At 59.9% G+C, this 22,932-nt stretch carries 18 protein-coding genes and 1 pseudogene; 8 read left to right on the top strand and 11 right to left on the bottom strand.

Features of this window, described 5'->3' with window-relative positions; all coding sequences use genetic code 11:
* Positions 1 to 208: 208 nt before the first annotated feature.
* The 3 genes from ACK83U_RS18185 to ACK83U_RS18175 all read right to left on the bottom strand — a co-directional run bounded on the left by ACK83U_RS18185 (position 209) and on the right by ACK83U_RS18175 (position 3,964).
* Positions 209 to 2,128, bottom strand: a complete 1,920-nt coding sequence (locus ACK83U_RS18185; protein WP_112609189.1) for a beta-N-acetylhexosaminidase — start codon at positions 2,126 to 2,128, stop codon at positions 209 to 211.
* 25 nt (positions 2,129 to 2,153) lie between these two features.
* On the bottom strand, positions 2,154 to 2,930 hold the full coding sequence (locus ACK83U_RS18180) for an SDR family oxidoreductase (protein WP_112609187.1): 777 nt from the start codon (positions 2,928 to 2,930) through the stop codon (positions 2,154 to 2,156).
* A gap of 170 nt (positions 2,931 to 3,100) precedes the next feature.
* The gene (locus tag ACK83U_RS18175) at positions 3,101 to 3,964 is read right to left on the bottom strand and encodes a MurR/RpiR family transcriptional regulator (protein WP_015338456.1); all 864 of its coding nucleotides are present in this window, start codon (positions 3,962 to 3,964) and stop codon (positions 3,101 to 3,103) included.
* Between the two features lie 275 nt (positions 3,965 to 4,239).
* Between ACK83U_RS18175 and ACK83U_RS18170 the strand changes: the two genes are divergently transcribed.
* Genes ACK83U_RS18170 through ACK83U_RS18160 form a run of 3 tightly spaced genes read left to right on the top strand, consistent with a single transcriptional unit; the run spans position 4,240 to position 7,329 of the window.
* Positions 4,240 to 4,725 carry a hypothetical protein gene (locus tag ACK83U_RS18170; protein ID WP_112609456.1) on the top strand — a complete coding sequence of 162 codons (486 nt, stop codon included), beginning with the start codon at positions 4,240 to 4,242 and terminating at the stop codon, positions 4,723 to 4,725.
* 11 nt (positions 4,726 to 4,736) lie between these two features.
* Entirely contained in the window at positions 4,737 to 6,212 is a 1,476-nt protein-coding gene (locus ACK83U_RS18165) for a M81 family metallopeptidase (protein WP_112609185.1), read from the top strand.
* Position 6,213: 1 nt separating this feature from the next.
* Positions 6,214 to 7,329 carry a D-TA family PLP-dependent enzyme gene (locus ACK83U_RS18160; protein ID WP_412474692.1) on the top strand — a complete coding sequence of 372 codons (1,116 nt, stop codon included), beginning with the start codon at positions 6,214 to 6,216 and terminating at the stop codon, positions 7,327 to 7,329.
* 179 nt (positions 7,330 to 7,508) lie between these two features.
* Here the strand turns inward: ACK83U_RS18160 and ACK83U_RS18155 are convergent, their stop codons facing one another.
* The 6 genes and pseudogenes from ACK83U_RS18155 to ACK83U_RS18130 form a co-directional block, all read right to left on the bottom strand.
* Positions 7,509 to 8,642, bottom strand: a complete 1,134-nt coding sequence (locus ACK83U_RS18155) for a sn-glycerol-3-phosphate ABC transporter ATP-binding protein UgpC (protein ID WP_112609183.1) — start codon at positions 8,640 to 8,642, stop codon at positions 7,509 to 7,511.
* Positions 8,643 to 8,725: 83 nt separating this feature from the next.
* Positions 8,726 to 9,955 (bottom strand): extracellular solute-binding protein, encoded by a 1,230-nt coding sequence (locus tag ACK83U_RS18150; RefSeq protein WP_112336821.1) that lies wholly within the window; start codon positions 9,953 to 9,955, stop codon positions 8,726 to 8,728.
* Positions 9,956 to 9,992: 37 nt separating this feature from the next.
* Complete coding sequence (locus tag ACK83U_RS18145; RefSeq protein ID WP_041677164.1) at positions 9,993 to 10,850, bottom strand: carbohydrate ABC transporter permease; 858 nt, start codon at positions 10,848 to 10,850, stop codon at positions 9,993 to 9,995.
* Positions 10,847 to 11,733 (bottom strand): annotated as a pseudogene (locus tag ACK83U_RS18140) (carbohydrate ABC transporter permease). The gene ACK83U_RS18145 and the pseudogene ACK83U_RS18140 overlap by 4 nt, the downstream one beginning before the upstream one ends.
* Positions 11,734 to 11,746: 13 nt before the next feature.
* Complete coding sequence (locus ACK83U_RS18135; protein WP_112609181.1) at positions 11,747 to 12,904, bottom strand: Gfo/Idh/MocA family protein; 1,158 nt, start codon at positions 12,902 to 12,904, stop codon at positions 11,747 to 11,749.
* 206 nt (positions 12,905 to 13,110) lie between these two features.
* Entirely contained in the window at positions 13,111 to 13,443 is a 333-nt protein-coding gene (locus tag ACK83U_RS18130) for a hypothetical protein (protein WP_112609179.1), read from the bottom strand.
* A gap of 260 nt (positions 13,444 to 13,703) precedes the next feature.
* On the opposite strand from ACK83U_RS18130, the gene ACK83U_RS18125 reads away from it, so the two are divergent.
* Positions 13,704 to 14,552, top strand: coding sequence for a glycosyltransferase family 25 protein (locus tag ACK83U_RS18125; protein ID WP_210290398.1), 849 nt, complete (start codon positions 13,704 to 13,706; stop codon positions 14,550 to 14,552).
* An 87-nt stretch (positions 14,553 to 14,639) separates the two neighbouring features.
* Here ACK83U_RS18125 and ACK83U_RS18120 read toward each other — a convergent pair whose 3' ends face one another.
* Positions 14,640 to 16,622, bottom strand: coding sequence for a polysaccharide biosynthesis protein (locus tag ACK83U_RS18120; RefSeq protein WP_112609177.1), 1,983 nt, complete (start codon positions 16,620 to 16,622; stop codon positions 14,640 to 14,642).
* A 214-nt stretch (positions 16,623 to 16,836) separates the two neighbouring features.
* Positions 16,837 to 18,513 carry a GNVR domain-containing protein gene (locus tag ACK83U_RS18115; protein ID WP_112609175.1) on the bottom strand — a complete coding sequence of 559 codons (1,677 nt, stop codon included), beginning with the start codon at positions 18,511 to 18,513 and terminating at the stop codon, positions 16,837 to 16,839.
* A gap of 194 nt (positions 18,514 to 18,707) precedes the next feature.
* On the opposite strand from ACK83U_RS18115, the gene ACK83U_RS18110 reads away from it, so the two are divergent.
* The 4 genes from ACK83U_RS18110 to ACK83U_RS18095 all read left to right on the top strand — a co-directional run bounded on the left by ACK83U_RS18110 (position 18,708) and on the right by ACK83U_RS18095 (position 22,801).
* Positions 18,708 to 19,787, top strand: a complete 1,080-nt coding sequence (locus tag ACK83U_RS18110; RefSeq protein WP_112609173.1) for a glycoside hydrolase family 5 protein — start codon at positions 18,708 to 18,710, stop codon at positions 19,785 to 19,787.
* 89 nt (positions 19,788 to 19,876) lie between these two features.
* Positions 19,877 to 21,112 (top strand): hypothetical protein, encoded by a 1,236-nt coding sequence (locus tag ACK83U_RS18105; RefSeq protein WP_112336827.1) that lies wholly within the window; start codon positions 19,877 to 19,879, stop codon positions 21,110 to 21,112.
* A gap of 153 nt (positions 21,113 to 21,265) precedes the next feature.
* A complete protein-coding gene (gene purU / locus ACK83U_RS18100) occupies positions 21,266 to 22,150 on the top strand; it encodes a formyltetrahydrofolate deformylase (RefSeq protein ID WP_183871302.1) in 885 nt (294 codons plus the stop codon).
* 99 nt (positions 22,151 to 22,249) lie between these two features.
* Positions 22,250 to 22,801: a hypothetical protein gene (locus tag ACK83U_RS18095; RefSeq protein WP_112338418.1), complete on the top strand. Its 552-nt coding sequence runs from the start codon at positions 22,250 to 22,252 to the stop codon at positions 22,799 to 22,801.
* The last annotated feature ends 131 nt before the right edge of the window (positions 22,802 to 22,932 follow it).

Raw genomic sequence — 22,932 nt, 5'->3', positions numbered from 1 at the left:
CCGCAATCCCATGCCGACCGCTCGCAGCACCACCTCAAAGCGTCCCAGACGCGAAAAAACCGCCGAAAATCTCTTTCGGCGGCTTGGAGCGTGATCGAAGGACGGAGCCGCGCGTCGCGATCTTTCAGATTCGCTTCCCGCGCTTTAGGTCTTTCATTTTGCGCATGCCGTTGTCGCAAAACCGCTGCACACTTTTGCGCGACATGCCCTAAAGCTTCGGGTTCAGCGGCACGATGGCGGCAAAGCGTAGCCAGTCCTTCTGTGCCTTCGGCGTCCAGGCCGCCTCGGCAATACCAGGCAGACGCGGGAAGACGAGGCGGTTGAAATAGTCGCGGGAGATGAAATTCTCCTGCCAGATGCAGGCCTGGACGCCTTTCATGAGATGCTTCAGCTCATCCGGGAAATCGCCCTCGGCCTCGTAGGCATAGGTATGTGCCGGCGGCACCGTGCCCGCCCAACTCGCGCCCGGCTCCTGCCAGGCATCGGCCTGCACCATGTCGAGATAATAGGCCTGGCCCGGGGTCATCACGACTTCATAGCCTTCGCGCGCCAGATCGATGCCGACCTCCGGCTTTTCCCAGGCCATGAGCAAAGTGCCTTCCGGATCGACGCCGCCGCCATGGGCGACCTCGTTCCAGCCGGCAAGCTTGCGCCCGCGCTCGGTAAGCATGGCCTTGATGCGCTTTAGGAAATAGGACTGCAGCGCGAACGTCCCCGATATGCCCTCCTGCTCCATGAGCTTGCGTGCAAGCGGTGAAGCAAGCCAGGAACCATTGGCGACCTCGTCGCCGCCGATATGGATATATTCGGACGGAAAGAGCTCGACCATTTCGTCGAAGACCTTGGCGAGAAACTCGTAGGTCAGCTCGATGGCGGGGTTCAGCGCATTGTTCGGGAAGCCTTGAACGGAATGATAGCTGTCAGGAGCCTCCTGCCCGTCCGTCAGGTCAGGCAGGGCGACGAGGGTGGCGGTGCTGTGGCCGGGAATGTCGATTTCCGGGATCACCTCGATGCCGAGCGCCGTGGCGTGGGCGACGATCTCGCGAACATCATCCTGCGAATAGAAGCCACCGACCGGCTCAGCAGCATTGCCGAGTTGCGGCAGCAGCGGCTCGTCCGGCCCGCGCAGCACGCCCGTGGTGGTCAGCTGCGGATAGGCGCGGATCTCCAGCCGCCAGGCCTCGTCATCGGTGAGATGCCAGTGGAAGATATTGAGCTTCAGCCAGGCGAGAATGTCGAGCAGCCGCAGGACGTCGTCCTTTGGCGTGAACTGCCGGGAGACGTCGAGGTGGCACCCACGCCAGCCATAGCGCGGCCGGTCGGCGATCGAGCCCGCGACCGGAAAGCGAAACTTGCCGGGCTCGCGCCGTGCGCCATCGAGAAGCTGTGCCAGCGTCGTCAGACCGTAGAGGCGGCCTGCCTCGGCAGAGAAGGAAAGTACCACTTCATCCCCGGAGAAGGAAAGCTCATAGGCTTCCCGGGCCAGTGCCGGCCGTTCGACAAACCGCAGCGCCCTGCCCTGTGGCGCCGCAATAAGGCTGAAGGGGATGTGATTGGACGGAAAGAGGCGGCGGAAGAGCGCCTGCGCCGCAGCCAGCGCCTTGATGCTCGCGGCATCAGAACCCTCGGCCGGGTAGAGCGCAACCGGAAAATCTTCGCCCGGCTTGACGTCGATCTCTGCCGGCCACGGCTGGATCGCGTAGGGAAGCTCAAGCCTGCCTTCCGGCAGCAGCACCGGCGGCGGCTCGCTGACGCGATCGGCGAGCAACAGATCCGAAGTGAAGACGGTGACATGAGTGCCGTCTTCGAGCGTTACATAGGCGGATTTGGCGCCGTCGGTGCAATGGCGCGCTATGCGGTGAAGTGCCGAGACGGTGAACGTCCAGCTTCCTCCGGGTGCGATGGAGAGGCCGGCCGGCGGCGCAAACTCATGAAAATTGGCATTGCGGCGGACGAAGACGGCGTTGTCGCAGGCTTGGGGATCAACGAGGCGCGTCAGGGTCGTATAGGCGAGACGGAAATTCTCAAGAGGCGCATCCGAGAAATTGAAGAGGGTCAGTGTCAATCGACCATGCTTCCCGCCTTCGGGCGACCAGGTGTTTTCGAGATGATAGGAGGACGGCTGCATGATGTTCCCCTTTTGCCAGCGTGCGTCAGTAATGTTCGGACTGAGAGAAGGTGTGGGCGAGCTCCGCCTGCCCCGCCGTCAGGCCGCAATCGACAGGCAGGCACACGCCCGTGATCGCCGCGGCGAGCGGGCTTGCGAGGAACGAGACGGCGTTGGCGACATCGACGGGATCGACGACGCGCCGCAGCGCATACCAGCGCTTCGCCTCTTCAAAGACATTGGGATTGGCTGCGGCGCGGGCTTCCCAGGCCTGAGTACGAACGGTGCCGGGCGCGACCGCATTCGAGCGGATGCCGAACTTGCCGTATTCGACGGCAACCAGCCGGGTGAAATGCAGGAGTCCGGCCTTGGCGGCGCTATAGGCCGGATGGCCGAAGACGGCCATGCCGTTGACGGAGGCGATATTGATGACCGACCCCTTCGACGCCTTCAGCATGTCCTCGACGGCGCGGAAGCAGAGGAAAGCCGCCTCTAGATTAAGGGCATTGTCGGCGCGCCATATGGCAGGCGTCGTATCATGAAGACTGACGGCGCGAGCAGCACCGGCGTTGTTGACCAGCGTCCTCAGTCCACCCAATCCCGATGCCGCCTTGGCCATGGCGGCAACATCGCCGTCGCTGGTGATATCCGCCTTGAATGGCACGAAACGTTCCACAGGACCGAGAGCCTGCGCCGCCGTCTGCACTGCCGCCTCATCTATATCAACGAGCAGGATGACGTCATGGTCATCTGCCAGGCGTTTTGCGATGGTACGGCCGATATCGCCGGCCGCCCCTGTGACGATGGCAACGGATCTGCTCATATGGTTTCCTCTAGTTCGTTCCCGAGCGGAGGTTGCCGCTCATTGTTGTTTGCCGGTAGCTCCAGTCTAAAGCGCGTCGCGATCTTTCAGATTCGCTTTCCGCGCTTTAGGTCTTTGATTTTGCGCATGTCGTTGTCGCAAAATCGCTGCACACTTTTGCGCGACATCCTCTAGTCCCCCAGCAGCTGGCGATCGTCGCCGTCGCGGTGAGCGACGAGCTGCTGCTTGATGCGGCGCAGCGTCACCGTAGCCTGCGGCTGGATGCGATAGGCGACCAGACTGGCGAGAATGTCCACCACGGCGAGATAGGCGATGCGGGTCGATGTCGGCCGATAGATATTGTCACCTTCCGGAAGATCGACGGGCAACGTGATTTCCGCGGCCTGGGCGACCGGGCTGTTGCTCTGCGTCAGCGCTATGGTCGGAATCTTGGCTTCGCGCGCCAGCGTGAAGGCGCGCACCAGCTCGGCGTTACGGCCTGAGAAGGACGAGCCGATCAACACGTCCGTCGGCTTGGCGGCCGCCGCCATCATCAGCTGCATGCTGTGATCGGAGCTCGCGGTAATGCGGAGACCGAGCCGGAACAGGCGGTTCTGCAGCTCGGTCGCAATCATCGAGGAATTGCCGCCGGAACCGAAGGCATAGATCATCTCGGCGCCGGCAAGCCGGTTTGCCGCCCGTTCGATCGCCGCGACGTCCAGACCGCGATGCAGCAGGAAGAGTGCGTTCTGCGCCTTGGTAATAATGTCTTGTGCGACGTCGGCCGGGGCAATGCTCTTCGGCTCGGGCTTCAGATAGCGCATGCCCACATAGGCGGTACGCGCGAGCTGCACCTTGAAATCGGAAAAGCTCTCGCAGCCCAGACGCCGGCAGAAGCGCGTCACCGTCGGCGGCGAGACATCCGCCTTGCCCGCCAGCTCGATGATGGAAGCATTGACGGCGAATTCGAAATCATTGAGGACGATATCGGCGATGCGGATTTCCGATTGCGAAAGCCGCCCCCTCTCGTCCTGCATGGTCGTGAAGATATCCATCAGCCTCCCCTTTGTCGCTGGTTCACCCACGTTTGACACGTAGTCAGCGACGCGATCCATCTCAATCTTATCGAATCCGCCGGCGCCTGTGGACTGGCGTGGGCACAGATGGGGCTTGTCATTCGTTCCCATTTCGCCGGAACCGTGACATGCGATGGCCGCCATGCGGTTCCTGCAAATTATTTTCTTGATACGTTGACAAATGACCATAGAAAGCAGAATTTGACCAGTGAAAATCGCAAATTATGAAAAGAATTTAAATGACGGCGGATGCTATGCGTGATCCTTTCAAGAATCCCTTCCCTGCCAGCGATACCGCCAGGCATTCGATCTGGGAGATGCTTGTTCCGCGTGACATCGATGCCTTTCTTGCCGCCGACTGGTCGAAAGTCGCGGGTGATTTCGTCGAGGAAGGCTTCATCGGCATCGACGGAAAGCGCGAGGTCAGCCCTGATAAATGGCGTCTCGCCTTCCCAACCTTGTCGGCCTATCGTGACGAGTGGCTGCGCCAGGCGTGCGACTTCGCCACACAATCCTTTGCCGAAGATCCGCGCACGGCCATTTTCACCACCACGACGCTCGAAGACATCGAAATCGAAGGCGATATGGCGCTGGTGCGCAAGAAGTTCGACGGCAGCCTGAAGAAATCGGATGGCAGCATCGACGTGATGAAGTGGCAGACACTTTATTATTGCCGCCTGCATGAGGGACACTGGAAGATCTGCGGCTTTACCGGTTACCTGCCGAATCCCATGGAATAGAGGCGACAGCGTTGCGCATTTTCACCGCGGCCCTTGCGACCGAGACGAATACCTTCTCCCCCATCTGCGTTGATCGGCGCGCTTTCGAAGCCTCTCTCTATGCGCCGCCCGGCACGCACCCGGAAACGCCGACGCTGTGTACGGCGCCGATCACCGTCGGTCGTCGCATCGCGGCGGAAAAGGGCTGGGAGGTGATCGAGGGTACCGCCACCTGGGCTGACCCGGCCGGGCTTGTCAATCGCCGTACCTATGAGGAACTGCGCGACGAAATTCTCGAGCAATTGCGCGCGGCCACGCCTGTCGATGCCGTCGTTCTCGGGCTGCACGGCGCCATGGTTGCGGATGGTTATGAGGATACGGAAGGTGATTTCCTGTCGCACGTGCGCGAGATCGTCGGTCCGGATATCCTGGTGTGCGCCGAACTCGATCCCCACAGCCATCTGACGGCGAAGCGCCTCGCAGCCGCTGATTTCTTCGTCTATTTCAAGGAATTCCCGCATACGGATTTCGTCGATCGCGCCGAGGACCTCTGGCGTATCGCCATCGATACGCTGGAAGGCCGGGTCAAGCCGGTCATGTCCGTCTTCGACTGCCGCATGATCGATGTGTTTCCGACCTCGCGCGACCCCATGCGCTCCTTCGTCGACAAGATCATGACGATGGAAAAGAGCGATACGGACATTCTGTCCATCTCCGTCATTCACGGCTTCATGGCGGGCGACGTGCCCGAAATGGGCACAAAGCTGCTCGTCGTCACCGATAATAAGCCGGGTAAAGGCTCTGCAATCGCCCGCGATCTTGGCCTGGAACTCTTTTCGAAGCGCGGCACCTTCATCATGCCGCAGATCGATGAGAAGCAGGCGGTGAGCGAGGCGATGGCCGCTGCCTCAGGGCCCGTCGTCATCGCCGATCTCTGGGATAATCCCGGCGGCGGCACGGCAGGCGATGCTACGGTCATCCTGCAGGAATTGCTCGACTGCGGCGCTACCGATACGGCGATCGGCACGATCTGGGACCCGATGGCCGTCCAGATCTGCATGGCGGCCGGCGAAGGCGCGGAAATCCCGCTGCGCTTCGGTGCGAAATCGGCGCCGGGCACGGGTAATCCGATCGACGGTCTCGTCAAGATCGTTCGCCTCGTTCCCAATGCCGAGATGCGTTTCGGCGAGAGCTTCGCTCCCTTCGGCGATGCCGCGCACATTCAGCTCGACGGTATCGACATCATCCTGAATTCGACGCGCGCGCAGAGCTTCGATCCGAGCCTGTTTTCCGTTATGGGCATCGATCCCGGAACGAAGAAGATCCTGGTCATCAAATCGACCAATCACTTCTACGCATCCTTCTCCAAGATCGCATCGCAGATCCTTTACTGCTCCGCGGGAACGCCTTATCCCAACAATCCGGCGCGCACGCCCTACCGCCGCGCGCGAAAGGATATCTGGCCGATGGTGGCGGACCCCTTTGCAGAAGAACGGAAAGATGCCTGACATGGCTTCCAGTATCGCTCACGACATCGCCTTGGAAATCGGCCCCAAGCCCGGCGACACGATCGACAGCCTCTCCACGCCGCGCCCGATCATCGACGAAGACCGGCTGGCTGCGAACATTGCTCGCGTGCAGTCCTACATGGATGCGCATGGACTGAATTTCCGCCCGCATATCAAGACGCACAAGATCCCTGCACTGGCGCATGCCCAGGTCGCCGCCGGCGCAAAGGGCATCAACTGCCAGAAGATCACCGAGGCGGAAGTCTTCGCCAAGGCAGGCTTCGAGGATATCCTGATCACCTTCAATATCCTCGGGGCGGAAAAGCTGACACGGCTTTCGGCTTTGAACGACCGCATTGCCGGCCTCAAGGTGGTGGCGGATAGCATGGTGACGGTTGACGGACTCTCCGACTGGTTCGCCGTCCGCAAGCCGCTGACCGTGCTGGTGGAATGCGATACCGGCGGCGCGCGCTGCGGTGTGCAATCGCCCGCGCAGGCAGCCGCTCTCGGCAAGCATATAGCCGGCAAGCCCGGTCTCGTCTTCGGCGGCTTGATGAACTATCCGAAGCCGAACGACGCCGCCGCGACACAGGCTTTCCTCGTTGAAGCGGTAGCGCTGCTGAAGAATGATGGCATCGAATGCCCGATCGTCAGCAATGGCGGCACGCCGAGCCTTTTCGAGGCGCATCTCGTCACGGCCGCCACCGAGCACCGCGCCGGGACCTATATCTATAATGACCGCTCCATGGTGCGTGCGGGCCATTGCCGGGAAGAGGATTGCGCCATGCACATTCTCGCCACCGTCGTTTCGCGCCCGACCGAAGACCGTGCCGTCATCGATGCCGGCTCCAAGGCTCTGACCTCAGACCTTCTTGGTTTTGCCGATTATGGCCAAGTGGTCGGCTATCCCGATGCAATCATCAAAGGGCTATCGGAAGAGCACGGCGTCATCGACCTGTCGAACTGCGCCGGCCCTCGTCCTGAGATCGGCGACAAGATCAGCATTATCCCGAACCATACCTGCGTCGTTTCCAATCTCTTCGACCAGATGGTGTTCCATCGCGATGGCGTGGTGACGCGCGTAGAAGAGGTAGCGGCTCGCGGTCTGGTCTGGTAGGGCGATCCGCCACTCGCGGGTCGCATCGGGGCCACCCTCGTCCTTCGACGGGCTCAGGATGAGGGTGGAGCGAGTTCCGAGCATAAGCTGGGCGAGATTGATTAGCCCTCCTGGTGAGGAGGCCCAAAGGGCCGTCTCGAACCAAGAGGGCGGATGGGTTGCTTCCGGGCCTGCTCCCGTCAGGAGGCCGCCCGGTTCAGCAGGTCCATGTCGATTTCTGCCAGTTCCACCCGCCGCTCGAAGGCCTGGCCATTCTCGTCAAACAGGTGGCAATCGCCGAGGCGGATGCCGGTCTTGAGCGGGGCGTCCATGCGGATAGCCGCACTGCCCTCCAACGTCGCACAGAAATTCTCATCGATGCCATCGGCCGTGGCATAGGCGACCGTTTGAGCGCCGAGCCGCTCCACGACCGTCGGCACGATTGTCAACGTCAGATCGCCGTCCCCGAGCTGGACATGCTCCGGGCGGACGCCGAGTGTCAGCGGCTTGCCGGCAAAGCCGGGACGCGGCGTCACCGGCAGCAGGACCTTTTGTCCCTTGTAGTCCACCTCCACACCCGCATCGCTGACGCCAGTGCAAGTGACGGGCAGGAAATTCATCTTCGGGTTGCCGATGAAGCGGGCAACGAAGGTATTGGCCGGCTTATGATAGAGCTCCAGCGGCGCACCGACCTGCGATATCTCCCCGGCGTTCAAGACGACGATCCGGTCGGCCATGGTCATGGCCTCGACCTGATCATGCGTCACATAGATCATGGTTGCCTGCAGCTGGCGGTGCAGCTTCGCGAGCTCGATGCGCATATCGGCACGCAGCGCTGCATCGAGGTTCGACAGCGGCTCGTCAAAAAGGAAGATCTTCGGCTCGCGCACGATAGCACGGCCGATGGCGACACGCTGGCGCTGGCCGCCGGACAACTGGCCCGGCTTTTCCTGCAGGCGTTTATCGAGGTGCAGGATGCGGGCAGCATTCTCGACCTTGGCCTTGAGCTTGTCCTCCGCCATCTTCTCCACCCGCAGCGGGAAGGCGATGTTCTCGAACACCGACATGTGCGGATAGAGAGCATAGGACTGGAAGACCATGGCGATGCCGCGCTTGACGGGCGGCAGATCATTGACGCGGGCACCATCGATCTTGATGTCGCCGCTGGTCACATCGTCGAGACCGGCGATCATGCGCAGCAAGGTCGACTTGCCGCAGCCGGATGGGCCGACGAAAACGATGAATTCACCGTCATTGACGTCGAGCTCCACGCCCTTGATGACCTCGAAATGACCGTAAGATTTTTTGACCTGATTAAGGTGCAGCTTTCCCAAACTCTGTCTCCGCGCGGCGCCGCCAGGGGCGGGCAGGGCTCCAAAGGCCGCGCGCGATGCGCGCGGCCCGGTGACTTGCAAACTTATTTATACTGCTCGAGATCGGCCGCGGCCTTCTTCAGCGCATCCGCCGGCTGGGCCTGGCCGGTCACGACTGACTGGACCATGGCGATCATGGCGTTCTGGAAGCCCTTATAGTCCTTGAACAACGGCTCCGGACCACCATAGGCGATGCCGTCGATAAACGGCTTCCAGGAAGGGTCCTTCTTGACGAACTCGTCAACCATCGGAGACGGGCGTAGCGGCGTGAGGCCGGCACCGCCCTGGAGTTCGTATTCGCCCTGCGGGCCGGGAGAGGTGATGAATTTGGCAAATTCGATCGCCTTGTCCTCAACGCCAGACCCCTTGAAGACGGCAAGGCTGTCGGTGATGAGCAGCGTGCCCGGACCCTTGGCCGACGGGCCGAGCGGCAGCGGTGCCACACCCCAGTTGATCTTCGTTTCCTTGAGGCGGTAGGCAGCGCCGGAACCAGCCTGGAGCATGCCGACCTTGCCATCGAGGAAGATAGCGCGCATTTCGTTCTGCTCGTAGGCCGTCGGTCCTTCGACCGAATAAGGCGTGATGTCCTTGTAGGCCTGGAGAGCTGCCAGAACTTCGGGACTGTCGAGGGTGATCTTGTCGCCGTCGATCACCTTGCCATTGTTGGTGTAAACCCAATGCAGGAACTGGTGCATGGTGTTGTCGAAGGTTTTGGCCGAGAGGCCGTATCCGGGAATGCCGGTCTTTTCCTTGATCGCCTTGGCGTCGGCGATTTCCTCGGCCCATGTGGTCGGCGGCTTCTCGGGATCAAGGCCGGCCTTCTTGAAGAGGTCCTTATTCCAATAGAGCGCCTTGGTCGAGAAGGCGATCGGCGTGCCCCACTGCTGTCCATCGATGGTGACCGTATTCACGATCCCCGGATAATAGGCCTTCTTCTCGTCGTCCGTCATCGGGATCGGAACGATCAGATCGTTGTCAGCGAACTGCTTGAGCGTGCGCGAGCCGACATAGGCCATGGCGACCGGCGTGCCGGCTGCAGCCAGGGTTGTCGCCTTATCCTGGCACAATTCCCAGCCGACGAGCTCTGGCTTGACGGCCCAACCCGGATTCTTGTCTTCCCACTGCTTGATATACTTCACATGGATCGGATCGATGCTGTCGCCGCAATAGATCCAGCTGATTTCCTTGTCGGCCGCCTGGGCGTTCACGGCGCCAAGCGCGGTGGAGCCGAGCAAAGCAAGGGCGAGAAGCCCTGTCTTGAAATGGAATGTCACGTTTAAGCTCCCGTTCTCTCTGGTGGTTGATTTGATTTTATTGCTTCACCGCGCCGGCGGTCAGACCGCTGACGAGATACCGTTGCAGGAAGAAGATCACGACCAGAGCCGGCGCGATGCCGACGAAACTTGCGGCCATGAGTTCATTCCAGACGACCTCCTGCCGGCCGAAATAGGCGAAGAGCCCAACCGGCAGCGGCATGTATTCCGTCTTCGAATTGAAGGTAAGAGCATAGATAAACTGCTGCGCGTAGGCCTCGATGAACGAGGAAATCGCAACAACGACGATGCCGGGCATGGCGATCGGCAAGATGACACGCCGCAGCGTATAGAGCTGGCTTGCGCCATCCACATAGGCCGCCTCATCCAGCTCGCGCGGAATGCGGCGGATATAGGTGTGCAGCAGCCAGATTCCCGTGGGAATGATGAAGGCCACACCCGGCACGATCATGGCGAAATAGGTGTTCAGCACACCGAAGGAACGCATGAGCCGGAACAGCGGGATGAGCAGCACGGCGCCGGAAAACATCTTGACCGCAAGGAACGCGCCCAGCAGCAGGCCGGATCCCTTGAATTCAAAACGGGCGAAGGCGTAGGCGGCCGGCACGACGAGGATCAGCACGATGATGGTGATCGATCCGGAAACCAGAAACGAGTTGAAGATATACCAGCCGAAACCCGGCACGCTCGTCCACATCGTGCGATAGGCCGTAAAAGAGCCGTTCTCGGGGATGAAGCGGTAAGGCGACGAAAAGAGCTGGCTAAGCGGCTTCAGCGACACCAGGAACCCTTCGATGAAGGGCGCCAGCACGAAAGCCAGAAAGAGCAAGATTCCGGCATAGATGCCGATAAGCTCATACCACTTGTAGCGATGGATCATCGAAGGGTGGCTCATCGCTGCTTGGCTCCCGTGGAAAAGCGGCTGGTCAGGCGGAAATAGGCAAGGCAGAAGAGCGACAGGAAGATGCAGATCAGCACCGCACGCGCAGCGCCCTCGCCATATTTGTAGGAGCCGATCGCCGTTCGATACGTGTCGATGATCATCGTCGTCGTCTCGCCGTTCGGACCGCCGCGGGTCAGGATCCAGATGATGTCGAAGGAATTGAAGGTCGAGATCAGCGAGAGCATCGACATGGTGACCAGAGACGGCACCAGCAGCGGCAGCGTGATGCGGCGGAAGCGATAGAAGCGGCCGGCGCCATCAGTCCAGGCCGCCTCATAGAGATCGTGCGGAATCGCTTGCATGGCCGCCAGCATGTAAAGAGTAACCATGGGCACACCGATCCAGACGTCAGTGACAATCGTCGCCCAGAAGGCCGTACTGCCATAGGCCAGGAACGCGACGGGGCTGTCAACGATGCCGAAGCGCTGCAGCAGGCCGGAAATCATGCCGAACTGGCCATTATACATCCAGCCCCACATGAAGATGCCGATCGCCATAGGCACGATCCAGGGCGGCATGGTCAGCACGCGGAAGAGCGCGCGGCCCGAACGGCCGAGTTCAGGAGCGCGGCCCCTAAAGTGCCGATGATCATCTTGATCGACACGGAGAAGAAGGTCCAGATGAAGGTGCGGACGATGACGCCTGCGAAAGTGTCGTTGAAGATCTTCGCGTAGTTCTCGAACCCAACCCAATTCGTCACCTTCTTCAACGACGCATCGGTGAAGGACAGGATTATCGTGTCGACCAGCGGATAGGCGACGATGACGGTGACATAGAGGAGAGCCGGAAAAAGCAGGAGCCAGGCGAAGATGACCGTGCTGCGTTGAACACCCATCCCGCGCCCCTCCCTAGGCGGCTCTTGAATGAAGCGCTTCGTCGAACTCGTCCCAGATCGGTCGGAGATCGACGACAGCTCTCTTCATGCGCGCCTCGTCCATCGATAGCGCGAGAATGCCTGCCTCCAGCGCATTCTGGGTCGACACAGGCAGGTGCAGGCCCGTCTTGACGTGCGCGATGATATCGGCGGCCATCTGCTCGTCGGCGCCATAATGCTGCGAAAGCGTGGTGGCCGCGTAAGTGTTTTCGATCACCTTTTTGCCGGTCAGCATCTCGTGGACATTGAAGTAACCGCGGATGAAATCACCTTCGGCCATGCCGCGCGAGCCCATGATGGCAAAACGGCGGAACTGGTCCGGCACGTTCAGATTAGTGTGGAAGTTCATGCCGACGCCATTGGCATATTCGACGATCGCCACCTGGTAATCGATGATATCGCCGTCGCTGTCGAAGACCTTGTCCGATCCCATCCAGCCGCTCGGCTTGCGATGGAAGAGCTCAAGATCGTTGATACCTTCCCGTGCCGGATCGTTTTCCGGAATGAAACTCTTGCGGCCGCCGAAGCTTGCGACCCGCTCCGGCCGCGCACCGACCACACCATTGTAGAGATCGAGGTCGTGGCAGCATTTTTCCAGCATGAAGCTGCCGGAATAATGTTCGTAGCGGCGCCAGTCACGCATGAAAAAGGCGCCATGATAGGGCTCGATGTGCTCCGCCGCCTCGATCGAAACCACATGGCCGAGCTTTCCTTCGGCCTGAGCGGCCAGGAGATCGCGGTACATCGGCGAATAACGCAGCACCAGGCCCACGTTCAAGCGCTCATGGCCGAATTTCGCCATCAGGCGGGCGAGCTCGATGCTGTCCTTAATCGTCGTGACGATCGGCTTTTCGCAGAAGATCTTGAGGCCGGCTTCGAGGCCGACGCGAATGTGATCGAGATGCATGTGGTTCGGAGAGCCGATCATCAGGAGATCGATCTTCTCGTTGGCAATCAGCTCCTGGGGCGTCGCATAGGCCTTCCCCGCCGATATGCCCCGTTCGGTCAAACCGAGCAGGCCCGCCGGCGCCGGATCGACATAGCCGGCAATCTCGAAGCTCTCATCGATCGCCTTGAAGACATAGCCCAGGTAGCCCAGGCGGAATCCCAGCCCAATGATTCCAACGCGCATGCTTTTGAGTTCCCATTACGTAATTTATTTTCGTAAGCTTGGGACAAATTTTCGCATTCGTCAACGACGTTCGCGCATTTTACGAGAAACATGAAATTTATTTTCAGAAAATGACAAAACTTGCGCGACATTGACGCGCAAGCCACGCTCGCTTTGATTGCGATGGCGCTCAACGCTGCTGCTTAAATCGGCAAAGTGCCTGCGACCTATCTGTCCGGGCCGTTATACTGCCAATATTGGTAGTTCGGTTTTCTGGTGCTGCTGGAAATGACGCCATTCTGATCACAAACGTAACCGAGGCGCGGCAGGCCACGATAGAATGGTCCTTCGTGAAAATAATCCGCGTAGACAGTGGCAGTATGACATTGAAACTTCTCGTCATCAGCCATTTTGGGCGCAGTAACTCCGGGAAGGTCCTTGTAAGGATAGACGGGAGCGACATATGGCTTGGGCAGGAGCGGATTGTCGGCAAGGGCGACCGCCGGCATCAAGGCTGCAAAGGACAGGACAGCAATGGCGATTTTCGATTTGACCCACATGAACTGCTACGCTCCTTTGCAGATGCGAGCGCAACGATCATACGCCGCATACAATAGATATAGTGGGGCCGCAGTCATGCGCCAACGGGTTCTAGGACCAAAATCGCGCATAAGCGGCGGCTTCCCTCCAGCCGCGGCCGGCCATTCACGCTACGTTACACCAAAAAAAATGCTTTTATCTGCAAATACAACACAGACGTGCGGCAGCCGTTTGCGACAAGTCATAAGCATGTTATATAGTACGGAAATTGTCATCTCAGTTGCAGTCGCCGCGATTTCTGTTTGCAGGAGTAACAGTCATTCTCGAACAGACTAATCGTGTTCCTCCCTTCCCTGATCCCGGGACTGCTGACGATATCGCTCAGCAGGTTTCCATCTATGTCATCAACCTCGATCGCTCGCGTGATCGGTGGGAGCGGCTCTGCAAGCAGGCTGTCGAACTCGATCTGCATATTACCCGCATTCCCGCTGTCGACGGCCGCGTCATCGCTGACGCGGATCGCGTCGATTTCCACCCACCTTCATTCATGTATCATAACGGCCGTAAGCTCCTGCCGGGAGAATACGGATGCTATCGCAGCCATCTCATCGCCCTCGAGCAATTTGTCGCCAGCGGCGACAGGATGGCGATCATCATCGAAGATGATGTCGAGCTCAACGAGAGGCTGATACCGCGCGCGATCGCGGCGATGGACGGCGCTAAAGGCGCCCGTCTCGTCAAACTCGTTAACCATCGTCTCGTCGGCTTCAAACCGATCCACGGAACCAGTGAAAATGACGTTGTCGGCCGCTGCATGCATGGTCCGCAGGGCTCAGCTGCCTGTTACATCGTCAACCGCAAGGCTGCCAAGAAGCTGCTGACGACGCTGAAGCCCATGCTTCTTCCCTATGACGTCGCCCTGGAACGCGGTTGGTCCACCGGCGTCGAGACATTCACGACCTTTGAAAATCTTGTCGACTTCAGCCCCCATCGCGCCGATACCACGATCGGCAAGCGCGTACATTACCGCGCCGTAAAGCGGCACCCCCTGTTGCGGCTGACGGCACATTGGTTCCGCACCTGCGATCAGGTGCGCCGCTGGTACTACGCCATCGCGACGAAGCGGTAGCAGCGGCGCCAAGCCGGACCGGAAAATCGCTGCGCACTTTTCCTGGAATTGCTCCAGGAGGCGCCGGTATCGTGACAGGGCACGCGTCTATAGCTGCGCGACGTTATCAAGGTTCGGTTGGTCGACCGTCAGATCCGTCTCGCGCTCACGATAGACCAGATCGACCACTTCGCTGCTTGGCGTATAGCCGGAAACGAGATTTTGCAGCAGAGTTCTGGCCAGAGGAATGTCGTTTTCATCCAGCGCCGCCTCAAGTGCGGCAAGCCGCTTCGACAGCTCCGGCCATGGGAGAAAGTCTTCCTTGGCCTGCATGATGCGCGGATGACTGGTCGGCTGCGGGTTGTCGCCGATCAATAGCTCTTCATAGAGCTTCTCGCCCGGCCGCAGGCCGGTGATTTCGAGCTCGATATCGCCGTCAGGCTCGTCTTGATCCCGCACGGTCAGACCGGACAGTTCCACCATGCGGCGTGCGAGATCGGCAATGCGCACCGGTTCGCCCATGTCGAGCAGGAATACGTCGCCGCCGCCCGACATCGCGCCCGCCTGGATCACAAGCTGCGACGCCTCGGGAATTGTCATGAAATAACGGGTGATATCGGGATGCGTGAGCGTGATCGGTCCGCCGTCGCGGATTTGCTGACGAAAGAGGGGCACGACCGAACCGGAGGAGCCTAGCACGTTGCCGAAGCGCACCATGGCGAAATTGGTACTGTCGGTGCCGGGTTTGCGATCGGCGTCCATAGCCTGCAGCACCATTTCCGCCAGCCGCTTGCTCGCACCCATGATGTTGGTCGGGCGCACTGCCTTGTCGGTGCTGATGAGGACGAAATTTTCGACACCATGATCGCGCGCAGCCTCGGCCGCTATCTGCGTTCCCTGCACATTGTTACGGATGCCTTCGGCGGGATTGTATTCGACGAGCGGCACATGCTTGTAGGCGGCGGCATGATAGACGGTCTTCGGCCGCCAGGCCTGCATGATCTGCCTCATCCGCTGGCCATCCCGCACGGACGCCAGGAAGGGAATGATCCGTATATCGGCATAACCGGCGGAAGCGGCCGTCTTCTCCAGTTCGCCATGGATGGCATAAAGGGCGAACTCGCTCTGCTCGATCAGCAGCAGGGCGGACGGGCCGTTCTTCAGGATCTGGCGGCAGAGTTCGCTGCCGATCGAGCCGCCGGCGCCGGTGACCATGACGACCTTGCCGCGAATGTTCTTCTCGATCAGGCCGCGGTCGGGAGCGATCACGTTGCGGCCGAGCAGGTCTTCGATGTCAAGCTCACGCAGATCCGAAACCGCGACGCGGCCCTGCGCAAGCGCCGTCAGATCGGGCATGGTCCGCACGGTGACGCGGGCCTTGCGCATGTCTTCGAGGATTTCGTTGCGCCGCTGCCGCGTGGCGTTCGGCAGGGCGAGCAATACGCCCTTGATCTCGCCCGAGACAACGAGCGCCGGCAGATCGGCAGGATCGTAGATCGGCAGGCCGCCCATGATGCTGCCGTGCAGATTGCGATCGTCGTCGAGATAACCGACAACGTTCAGTTCGGCGCTGTTGGCAAGGGCGCCTGTAAGCTGGCGCCCGGAAGCACCCGCGCCGTAGACCAGCACCTTGCCAAGCTGATTGCGGTTGAGAAGGCGCTGATAGGCGTTACCGAGCCAGTAGCGCGTCCACATGCGCGACAGGCCGATCGCGATCAGCAATAGCAGCGGCTGCAAGATACCGACCGTGCGCGGCACGCCCGGCACGCTGATCGCGGTGAAAACCGTCATGAAGGCGAGCGCATAGATCGCCACCGCCTTGACGACCGTCACGAACGCCGAAAGACCGGCATAGCGGAAGATCGCACGATAAAGGCCGAGAACGATGAAGATCGGAATGGCGAGCAGAAGGGAGACGATGGCCGGCAGCCACTCGACGCCTTCGAGAATGACCCAATCGTCGAGGCGGAGACAGTAAGCAAACCAGACCGTCAGCACGCATAGGCTGGCATCGACCAGCAGCGCAAGCGCGCGCTTGGTAGAGCGCGGCAAAGCCAGAAACGGCAGAACGAGTTTATCCGCGGGCACCATCGGTCAGTTTTCCCTGGCGCCAGTCATCGGAGCAGCGCACCGCTTTTCTCGCATAGATTGTCTCACAAAGTATCATACAACGCGTAATGAGCAGATCGCGCTTCCATTAGCAAGATCCGATCATCTGCAGCGCCGATTTACATTTAGAACAGTCGGCGCGCAATTGCATCCTCAATGCTGAAAAAGCCGCCGAAACGAAAAGATGGAACGGCGGTCACTTGCCGAAATAGCTGCGGATAATCGGATGCCGAAACAGACCGATGAGAATGGCAAACGCCATGCCGAGACCGGCACCGAAGATCGCTCCGGCGATAAGACCGGCCACCATCATCACCTTGCGGCTCGGCCCATCGGCCTTCAGTGGCGCTTCCGCCTCGGAGATGACGCGGATATTGCTCTGCGACAGATCGTGAGCATCGCTCGCCTGTCCGGACCGTTTCAGAAGCGATTCATAAAGATCGCGCGCCGCGGTCGCCTTGCGCTGCAGCTCGTTCAGGCTGACGAGCTTGCCCGAGGTGTTGACCTGCGAGGCCTTCTGCACGGCAAGTTCCTTGGCGATATCCTGCTCGGCCTTCTGCGCCTGCTCGTAATCGGCGCGGGCCGATGTCATCTGCCGTTGCAGCTCCGCCCGGATTTCCGCGGCGAGGCTTTCCAGCGAGGACTTCGCGGCGAGCAGGCGCGGGTGGCGGGCGCCGAGCAGGCTTTGCAGGCTTCCGACATTGGCTGCCATCGTCGCATATTGCTGCCGCAGACTGCTCAATGCGGTCGACGTCACCCCCGACGAAGGATTGTTGGAGACGACTTCCTCGAAACTGAGCTTTCCGGCTGCATCGGCTCGGGCTTTCGCCTCGATCGTCTTCTGCTGGCTGGTGATAAGCAGGTCGTTCAGCGCGGTCAGGCGCTTGTCGGAAATCAGATTGCCCTCGACGGCCACCATATCGTTGTCGGCGCGGTAGGTCTCGACAGCCTTTTCGGCTGAGAGCACCTGCTGGCGCAAATCCTCAAGGCGGCTGTCCAACGCCGTATTGCTGCTCTTGAAGCTATTCGACGCCGCCTTGCTCTCTTCCTCCAGAAAGGAGGTGACGAGCTGATTGGCGATCCCAGCCGATTTCTGCGGATCGCCCGTCGTCACTTTCGCAGTCACGACATAGGTGCTGGATTCGCGGGCGATCTGAACGGCTTTCGCCAGGGCGGCCGTGGCCACATATTTTGCCGCCTCGCCGGTGGCGCCGCCATTGAATTTCGGGTCCTGATCGAGCCTCAATGCATCCACAACGCGCCCGAGCACCTTGCCCGAAGACAGGATCTGCGTCTGGCTTTCGATCATCGTGGTGATCAACTCAGGCGGCGTCGGCGCCTGCTGGGCGGAATCGGAGCCGCCGACCGGGCGGGGGTCGAAATAGAGGCTGGTCTCGGCGGTGAACTTCTGCGGAATAAGGGGAATGACAGCGCCGCCCAGTACCGCGCCGGCGCCTGCCAGGGCAAGAACCACAAGCTTCTTTGCCCAGATCGAAGCGATGGCCGATCGGAGATCGAGCAACGGCAACTTCACCGCCGGTACCGATGCCGTCGAAACAGCGGCAGACACCGGCGAAGCAGCAACCTGTTCGACGGTCGGGGTCGCCGCAGCAACAACCGGCTCGGCAATGGGGCCTGGTACCACCGGCTCCTCTGCATCGGATCGCTTCGGTGGGCTTTGCAGAACGCCGGCGTCCACGATAGGCGCTTTGGGCTCTTCGGAATGTGCTACGGGCTCGGCTGCGACAACGAAATCCCGAGGGCGCAAGACAGGACTGCGCGGGCGCACACCATCGCGCCGTCCATCAGACGGCTCGGTGTCGCGCCAACCCGCAAGTCGGTCCGATCGCTGGCTTCGTTCCATTGAGCTCATTACAGACTTTCAGTGCTTCGCAGGCGGATTCCACGCAGCAGACGCCTGAAGTTTAGAAAGGTTTGGCTAACGGAACATTAAGGACGCTTCCAGGAAATCGCGCCGCGGGCGTCAACGCAACCCATCCTTTCATCATTGCTCAACACCATGCTTCCTATGAAGAGCCATAGCCGCACGGAAGACAGGGACATGCCATGACCGCATCGATGAAGAAGTCTCTACGACGCCTGCTAGCGGCGGCCGTCATGCTTGCTTTCACGACGGACGCTGGAGGTGCATTCGCGGCCACGCAACTGTGTTATCGCGGCGTCAATCTCTCCGGAGCGGAATATGGCGAACGCGGTGGGGTCATCAATGTCAATTACACCTATCCGTCCGAACAGACCGTGCGCTACTTTGCCGAAAAGGGCATGAACACGATCCGCCTGCCCTTTCGCTGGGAACGGCTGCAGCCGGTGCTCGGGGCCTCGTTTGACGGTGACGAGCTGAAGCGCCTGAAGGATGCCGTCGACCTCATCCAGAAGCACGGAATGGCAGTCGTTCTCGACCCGCATAATTATGCCTATTACGACAAGACGCAGCTCAAGCAGCCTCCCGCGACGGATCTCGCATTCGGTGATTTCTGGGCGCGGCTCGCGGTCGAGTTCTCCAACCGCAAGGGCGTCGCTTTCGGCCTGATGAACGAACCGCACGACCTTAAGGCGCCCGATTGGCTCGAACTTGCCAATACCGCGATCCGCAGCATCCGTACCGTCGGCGCTCGCAATCTCGTTCTCGTGCCGGGCACGAACTGGACGGGCGCACACAGCTGGTCCGTCGATGTGCTTGGCGGTGGCGCAAATGGAACGGTCATGCTCGGCGTCAAGGATCCGCTCGATTTCTACGCCTTTGAATTTCACCAATATCTGGATTCCGACAGTTCCGGCACGCACCCGGTCTGCGATGGCACCGACAATGCCGTGAAGGGCATGAATGACGTCACCGACTGGCTGCGCAAGAACGGCAAACGCGGATTTCTGGGCGAATTCGGCGTCGCCGCCAATGATGGTTGCCTCGATGGCCTGGGGCAGATGCTCCACGTCATGGACGCCAACAGCGACGTCTGGCTCGGCTGGACCTATTGGGCTGCCGGTGATTGGTGGCCGCCTGAGGAACCACTCAACGTCCAGCCGCGCAATGGTCGCGACAAGCCGCAGATGAAGGTTCTTGCCGAGGACCTGAGCCGAAAGTCGCCCCTGGCGGCCTCATGCGCGCTGGTCAGGCCGGCGAAATGACCGCTGACGGGCAACCCGGCCCTTTGTCGCGAATCATCGGGCTGATATGTTGCCGCGGCCAGTGAAGACGCCACGACCTCGGATATCTCATGCAACGTTCAGGCGAAAAGCAGCCGATCAATTTCGTCATTCTCACGATTTCGCTGCTGGCGGTCTGCTATAACTGCATCCTGGCCTTCATCAATCACAATATCACGCCGTTGACGCCGAGCGCGGTCGTCTTGTCCGAAATATTGCTGCAGGTCGCCGCTTTCACCTATCTGCTGACGAAGGGCATATATGAGGAGGACATAGCGCCGCTCCTTTACCTGCTGCTGACGATCGTGCTGACGATCTTCGTCATCGCCATCAACAAGCAGGCCTATATCGATCATCTCCGCAATGTGATGATCATCTTCGCCTTTTCGATCATGGGGCGGCTGGCCAACGAGCGCACCGTCAAGCTCGCATTCAAGATTTCATGCTTCATCGTGCTTGCCGTGCTTGTCCTGGAAATCGTTTCGGTCAAGGAATATGTCGCGCTGTTCCATCCGGCCGAATATTTCCAGAATACGCGCGGCGTGCCGCCGGCGACCTATAGCGATATCGGCCTGTTTCGCGGCGCGCTCGGCTTCGAGGGCCGGTTCTCCTTCGGCCTGATCGACCACCGATCGTCCTCCATCTTCCTGGAGCAGGTCTCGCTTGCCAATTTCTGCGGCGTGATGGTGCTGTATCTGATCAGCTTTTCCAATCGCCTGGGATTATTCGACCGTCTGCTATTCTTCTCGACGGTCGTGCTGATCCTACTGACGAATGACACGCGCACGATGCTGATATTCAGCCTCGTCTGCGTTGCCGGCTATTTCATCTATCCATGGCTCCCGAAGACACTCGACCTACTGACGATGCCCGGGATCATCGTAGTCGGCTTCGTCATTCACGCGCTCGAGCCGAGCGTGACGGGCGATAATTTCGTCGGGCGCATCAATGGCACGGTGAAAGCGTTCCTCGGCATGGATCTGCAGAGCACGATCGGCCTGCAGCTCGATCAGGTCGGCATCTTCTTCGACAGCGGATATGTCTACATCATCTATGGCGCCACCATCTTCGGCCTGATCCTGTTCTGGCTCTACGCCTCGCTCTATCCGGGCGGTGAAACGGTCAACCAGCGACGCCTTGGCCATGCGCTTTCCCTTTTCCTCTTCCTCAATCTGATGATCGGCTCGACGGCGATCTTCTCCATGAAGACGGCCGGGCTCGTCTGGCTTCTTGTGGGATTCCTAAAATTCAACGAGGGAAGTCTGGCGAAACGGCCACAAGAGCTTTCGCTGGCAACCAGCGGCTGAGGCGGGGATACGCCGTTCGAAGACGCAACGGGAACGGCTTTTTGCCCGTCATCCTGCCTAAATATCCGTCGAAACATGACTGGGGGGAGGTATTTCCCAGACCTCCGATTTCATCTAAGCAGGCGGACATCCTCGGGATAGAAGAGAAGAGACATGACGAGCTATGTATTGACAGTTGCGTGCAAATCGACGCGCGGGATCGTTGCGGCGATCTCGAACTATCTGGCCGGGCAGGGCTGCAACATCGTCGACTCCAGCCAGTTCGACGATCTCGACACCGGCATGTTCTTCATGCGCGTCTCCTTCATCTCGGAAGAAGGTGTCGGTGAGACGGCGCTGGCCGAAGGCTTCAAGCCGATCGCCGAGAAGTTCGCCATGGACGTCGAGATCCACGATGCCAAGAAGCGCATGAAGGTGCTGCTGATGGTGTCGCGCTTCGGCCATTGCCTCAACGACCTGCTCTATCGCTGGAAGATCGGCGCCCTGCCGATCGACATCGTCGGCGTCATCTCCAACCATTTCGATTACCAGAAGGTGGTGGTCAATCATGACATCCCCTTCCACCATATTCCGGTGACCAAGGCCAACAAGCCGGAGGCGGAAGCCCGGATCATGGACGTGGTCGAGCAGACCGGCACCGAGCTGATCGTGCTGGCGCGCTACATGCAGATCCTGTCGGATTCCATGTGCCAGAAGATGTCGGGCCGGATCATCAACATCCACCATTCCTTCCTGCCGTCGTTCAAGGGCGCGAACCCCTACAAGCAGGCCTATGAGCGCGGGGTGAAGCTGATCGGGGCGACGGCGCATTATGTAACGGCCGATCTCGACGAGGGTCCGATCATCGAGCAGGATACGGCGCGCATCACGCATGCGCAGTCCGCAGAGGACTATGTCTCGATCGGCCGCGATGTGGAGAGCCAGGTTCTCGCCCGCGCCATCCATGCCCATATCCACTATCGCACCTTCCTCAATGGCAACCGCACCGTCGTCTTCCCGGCAAGCCCGGGTTCCTATGCCTCCGAGCGCATGGGGTGAGGCACCGAGGCTCGATTTGGGCCACCTTTCTTTCCTTTTCGCTCCGGCGCGCGATTTGATATCACCGTTCTCGAATCGCCCGGAGACTAAGGAGAGGACATGTCATTCTACCGCAATGGAACGCTGCTGCTCGCGGCGTTCCTTTTGAGCGCGCCAGCGTCGCATGCAGCAACAACGCAAGATGACCCTTCCAAGATCGATCTCGCCAAGCTGATCGAATGCACGACATACGACGTGCCCAGCTACAATAATTTCGCTCTATGGCTGACCGGGCCAGAAAGCGCCAAAGCCATGAAGCAGTTCGGTATGAGCGAGCTGCCGTCGGACAATCCCTTTCTGCGCGAATTCCAGCTTTCGTTGCCTGTGACCGTCTTCGGACGGCGGACGAACAGGATCGTCTTTACCTCCACAGGCCCCCTCGCCGTGCTCGATGAGGCAGATTCTCATTCGCTGGCCAAACAGCTTGGCGTGACAGCCTCGGTCGATCAGCCGAACAAGTTTCTTGGCGAGAAGGTCGTTCTGTCACACAAGGATCAGCAGGCAAATTCGGACACCGTGTTGGAAACGCGCATCTCGCTCAACGTCTCCACAGTCGATACCCATCCCGGTAAGACGCTGGCCGGTTGCAGCTATTCCATCGAGGTCGAATAGGCCCTTACGGCTAGCCGGCTGCATTCCGTGGCCTATCTTCCGTCCCATCGCTCGACAGCCCTATCTGCTTTGGGTAATTTTCTTTAATATGGAATGGTTTAGTGTCGATGCAAATGAACCATCCGGGGGGA

It is taken from the genome of Rhizobium sp. WW22, from assembly GCF_047041135.1.
Classification (GTDB): Bacteria; Pseudomonadota; Alphaproteobacteria; order Rhizobiales; family Rhizobiaceae; genus Rhizobium.
The sequence above is the reverse complement of the archived record's forward strand: the minus strand, read 5'-3'. Positions and strand labels throughout refer to the sequence as shown.

Coding starts and splice junctions, on each gene's coding strand:
- ACK83U_RS18185 (WP_112609189.1), bottom strand. CDS start 2,128: ATGCAGCCGTCCTCCTATCATCTCGAAAACACCTGGTCGCCCGAAGGC.
- ACK83U_RS18180 (WP_112609187.1), bottom strand. CDS start 2,930: ATGAGCAGATCCGTTGCCATCGTCACAGGGGCGGCCGGCGATATCGGC.
- ACK83U_RS18175 (WP_015338456.1), bottom strand. CDS start 3,964: ATGGATATCTTCACGACCATGCAGGACGAGAGGGGGCGGCTTTCGCAA.
- ACK83U_RS18170 (WP_112609456.1), top strand. CDS start 4,240: ATGCGTGATCCTTTCAAGAATCCCTTCCCTGCCAGCGATACCGCCAGG.
- ACK83U_RS18160 (WP_412474692.1), top strand. CDS start 6,214: ATGGCTTCCAGTATCGCTCACGACATCGCCTTGGAAATCGGCCCCAAG.
- ACK83U_RS18145 (WP_041677164.1), bottom strand. CDS start 10,850: ATGAGCCACCCTTCGATGATCCATCGCTACAAGTGGTATGAGCTTATC.
- ACK83U_RS18135 (WP_112609181.1), bottom strand. CDS start 12,904: ATGCGCGTTGGAATCATTGGGCTGGGATTCCGCCTGGGCTACCTGGGC.
- ACK83U_RS18130 (WP_112609179.1), bottom strand. CDS start 13,443: ATGTGGGTCAAATCGAAAATCGCCATTGCTGTCCTGTCCTTTGCAGCC.
- ACK83U_RS18120 (WP_112609177.1), bottom strand. CDS start 16,622: ATGGTGCCCGCGGATAAACTCGTTCTGCCGTTTCTGGCTTTGCCGCGC.
- ACK83U_RS18115 (WP_112609175.1), bottom strand. CDS start 18,513: ATGAGCTCAATGGAACGAAGCCAGCGATCGGACCGACTTGCGGGTTGG.
- ACK83U_RS18110 (WP_112609173.1), top strand. CDS start 18,708: ATGACCGCATCGATGAAGAAGTCTCTACGACGCCTGCTAGCGGCGGCC.
- ACK83U_RS18105 (WP_112336827.1), top strand. CDS start 19,877: ATGCAACGTTCAGGCGAAAAGCAGCCGATCAATTTCGTCATTCTCACG.
- purU (WP_183871302.1), top strand. CDS start 21,266: ATGACGAGCTATGTATTGACAGTTGCGTGCAAATCGACGCGCGGGATC.
- ACK83U_RS18095 (WP_112338418.1), top strand. CDS start 22,250: ATGTCATTCTACCGCAATGGAACGCTGCTGCTCGCGGCGTTCCTTTTG.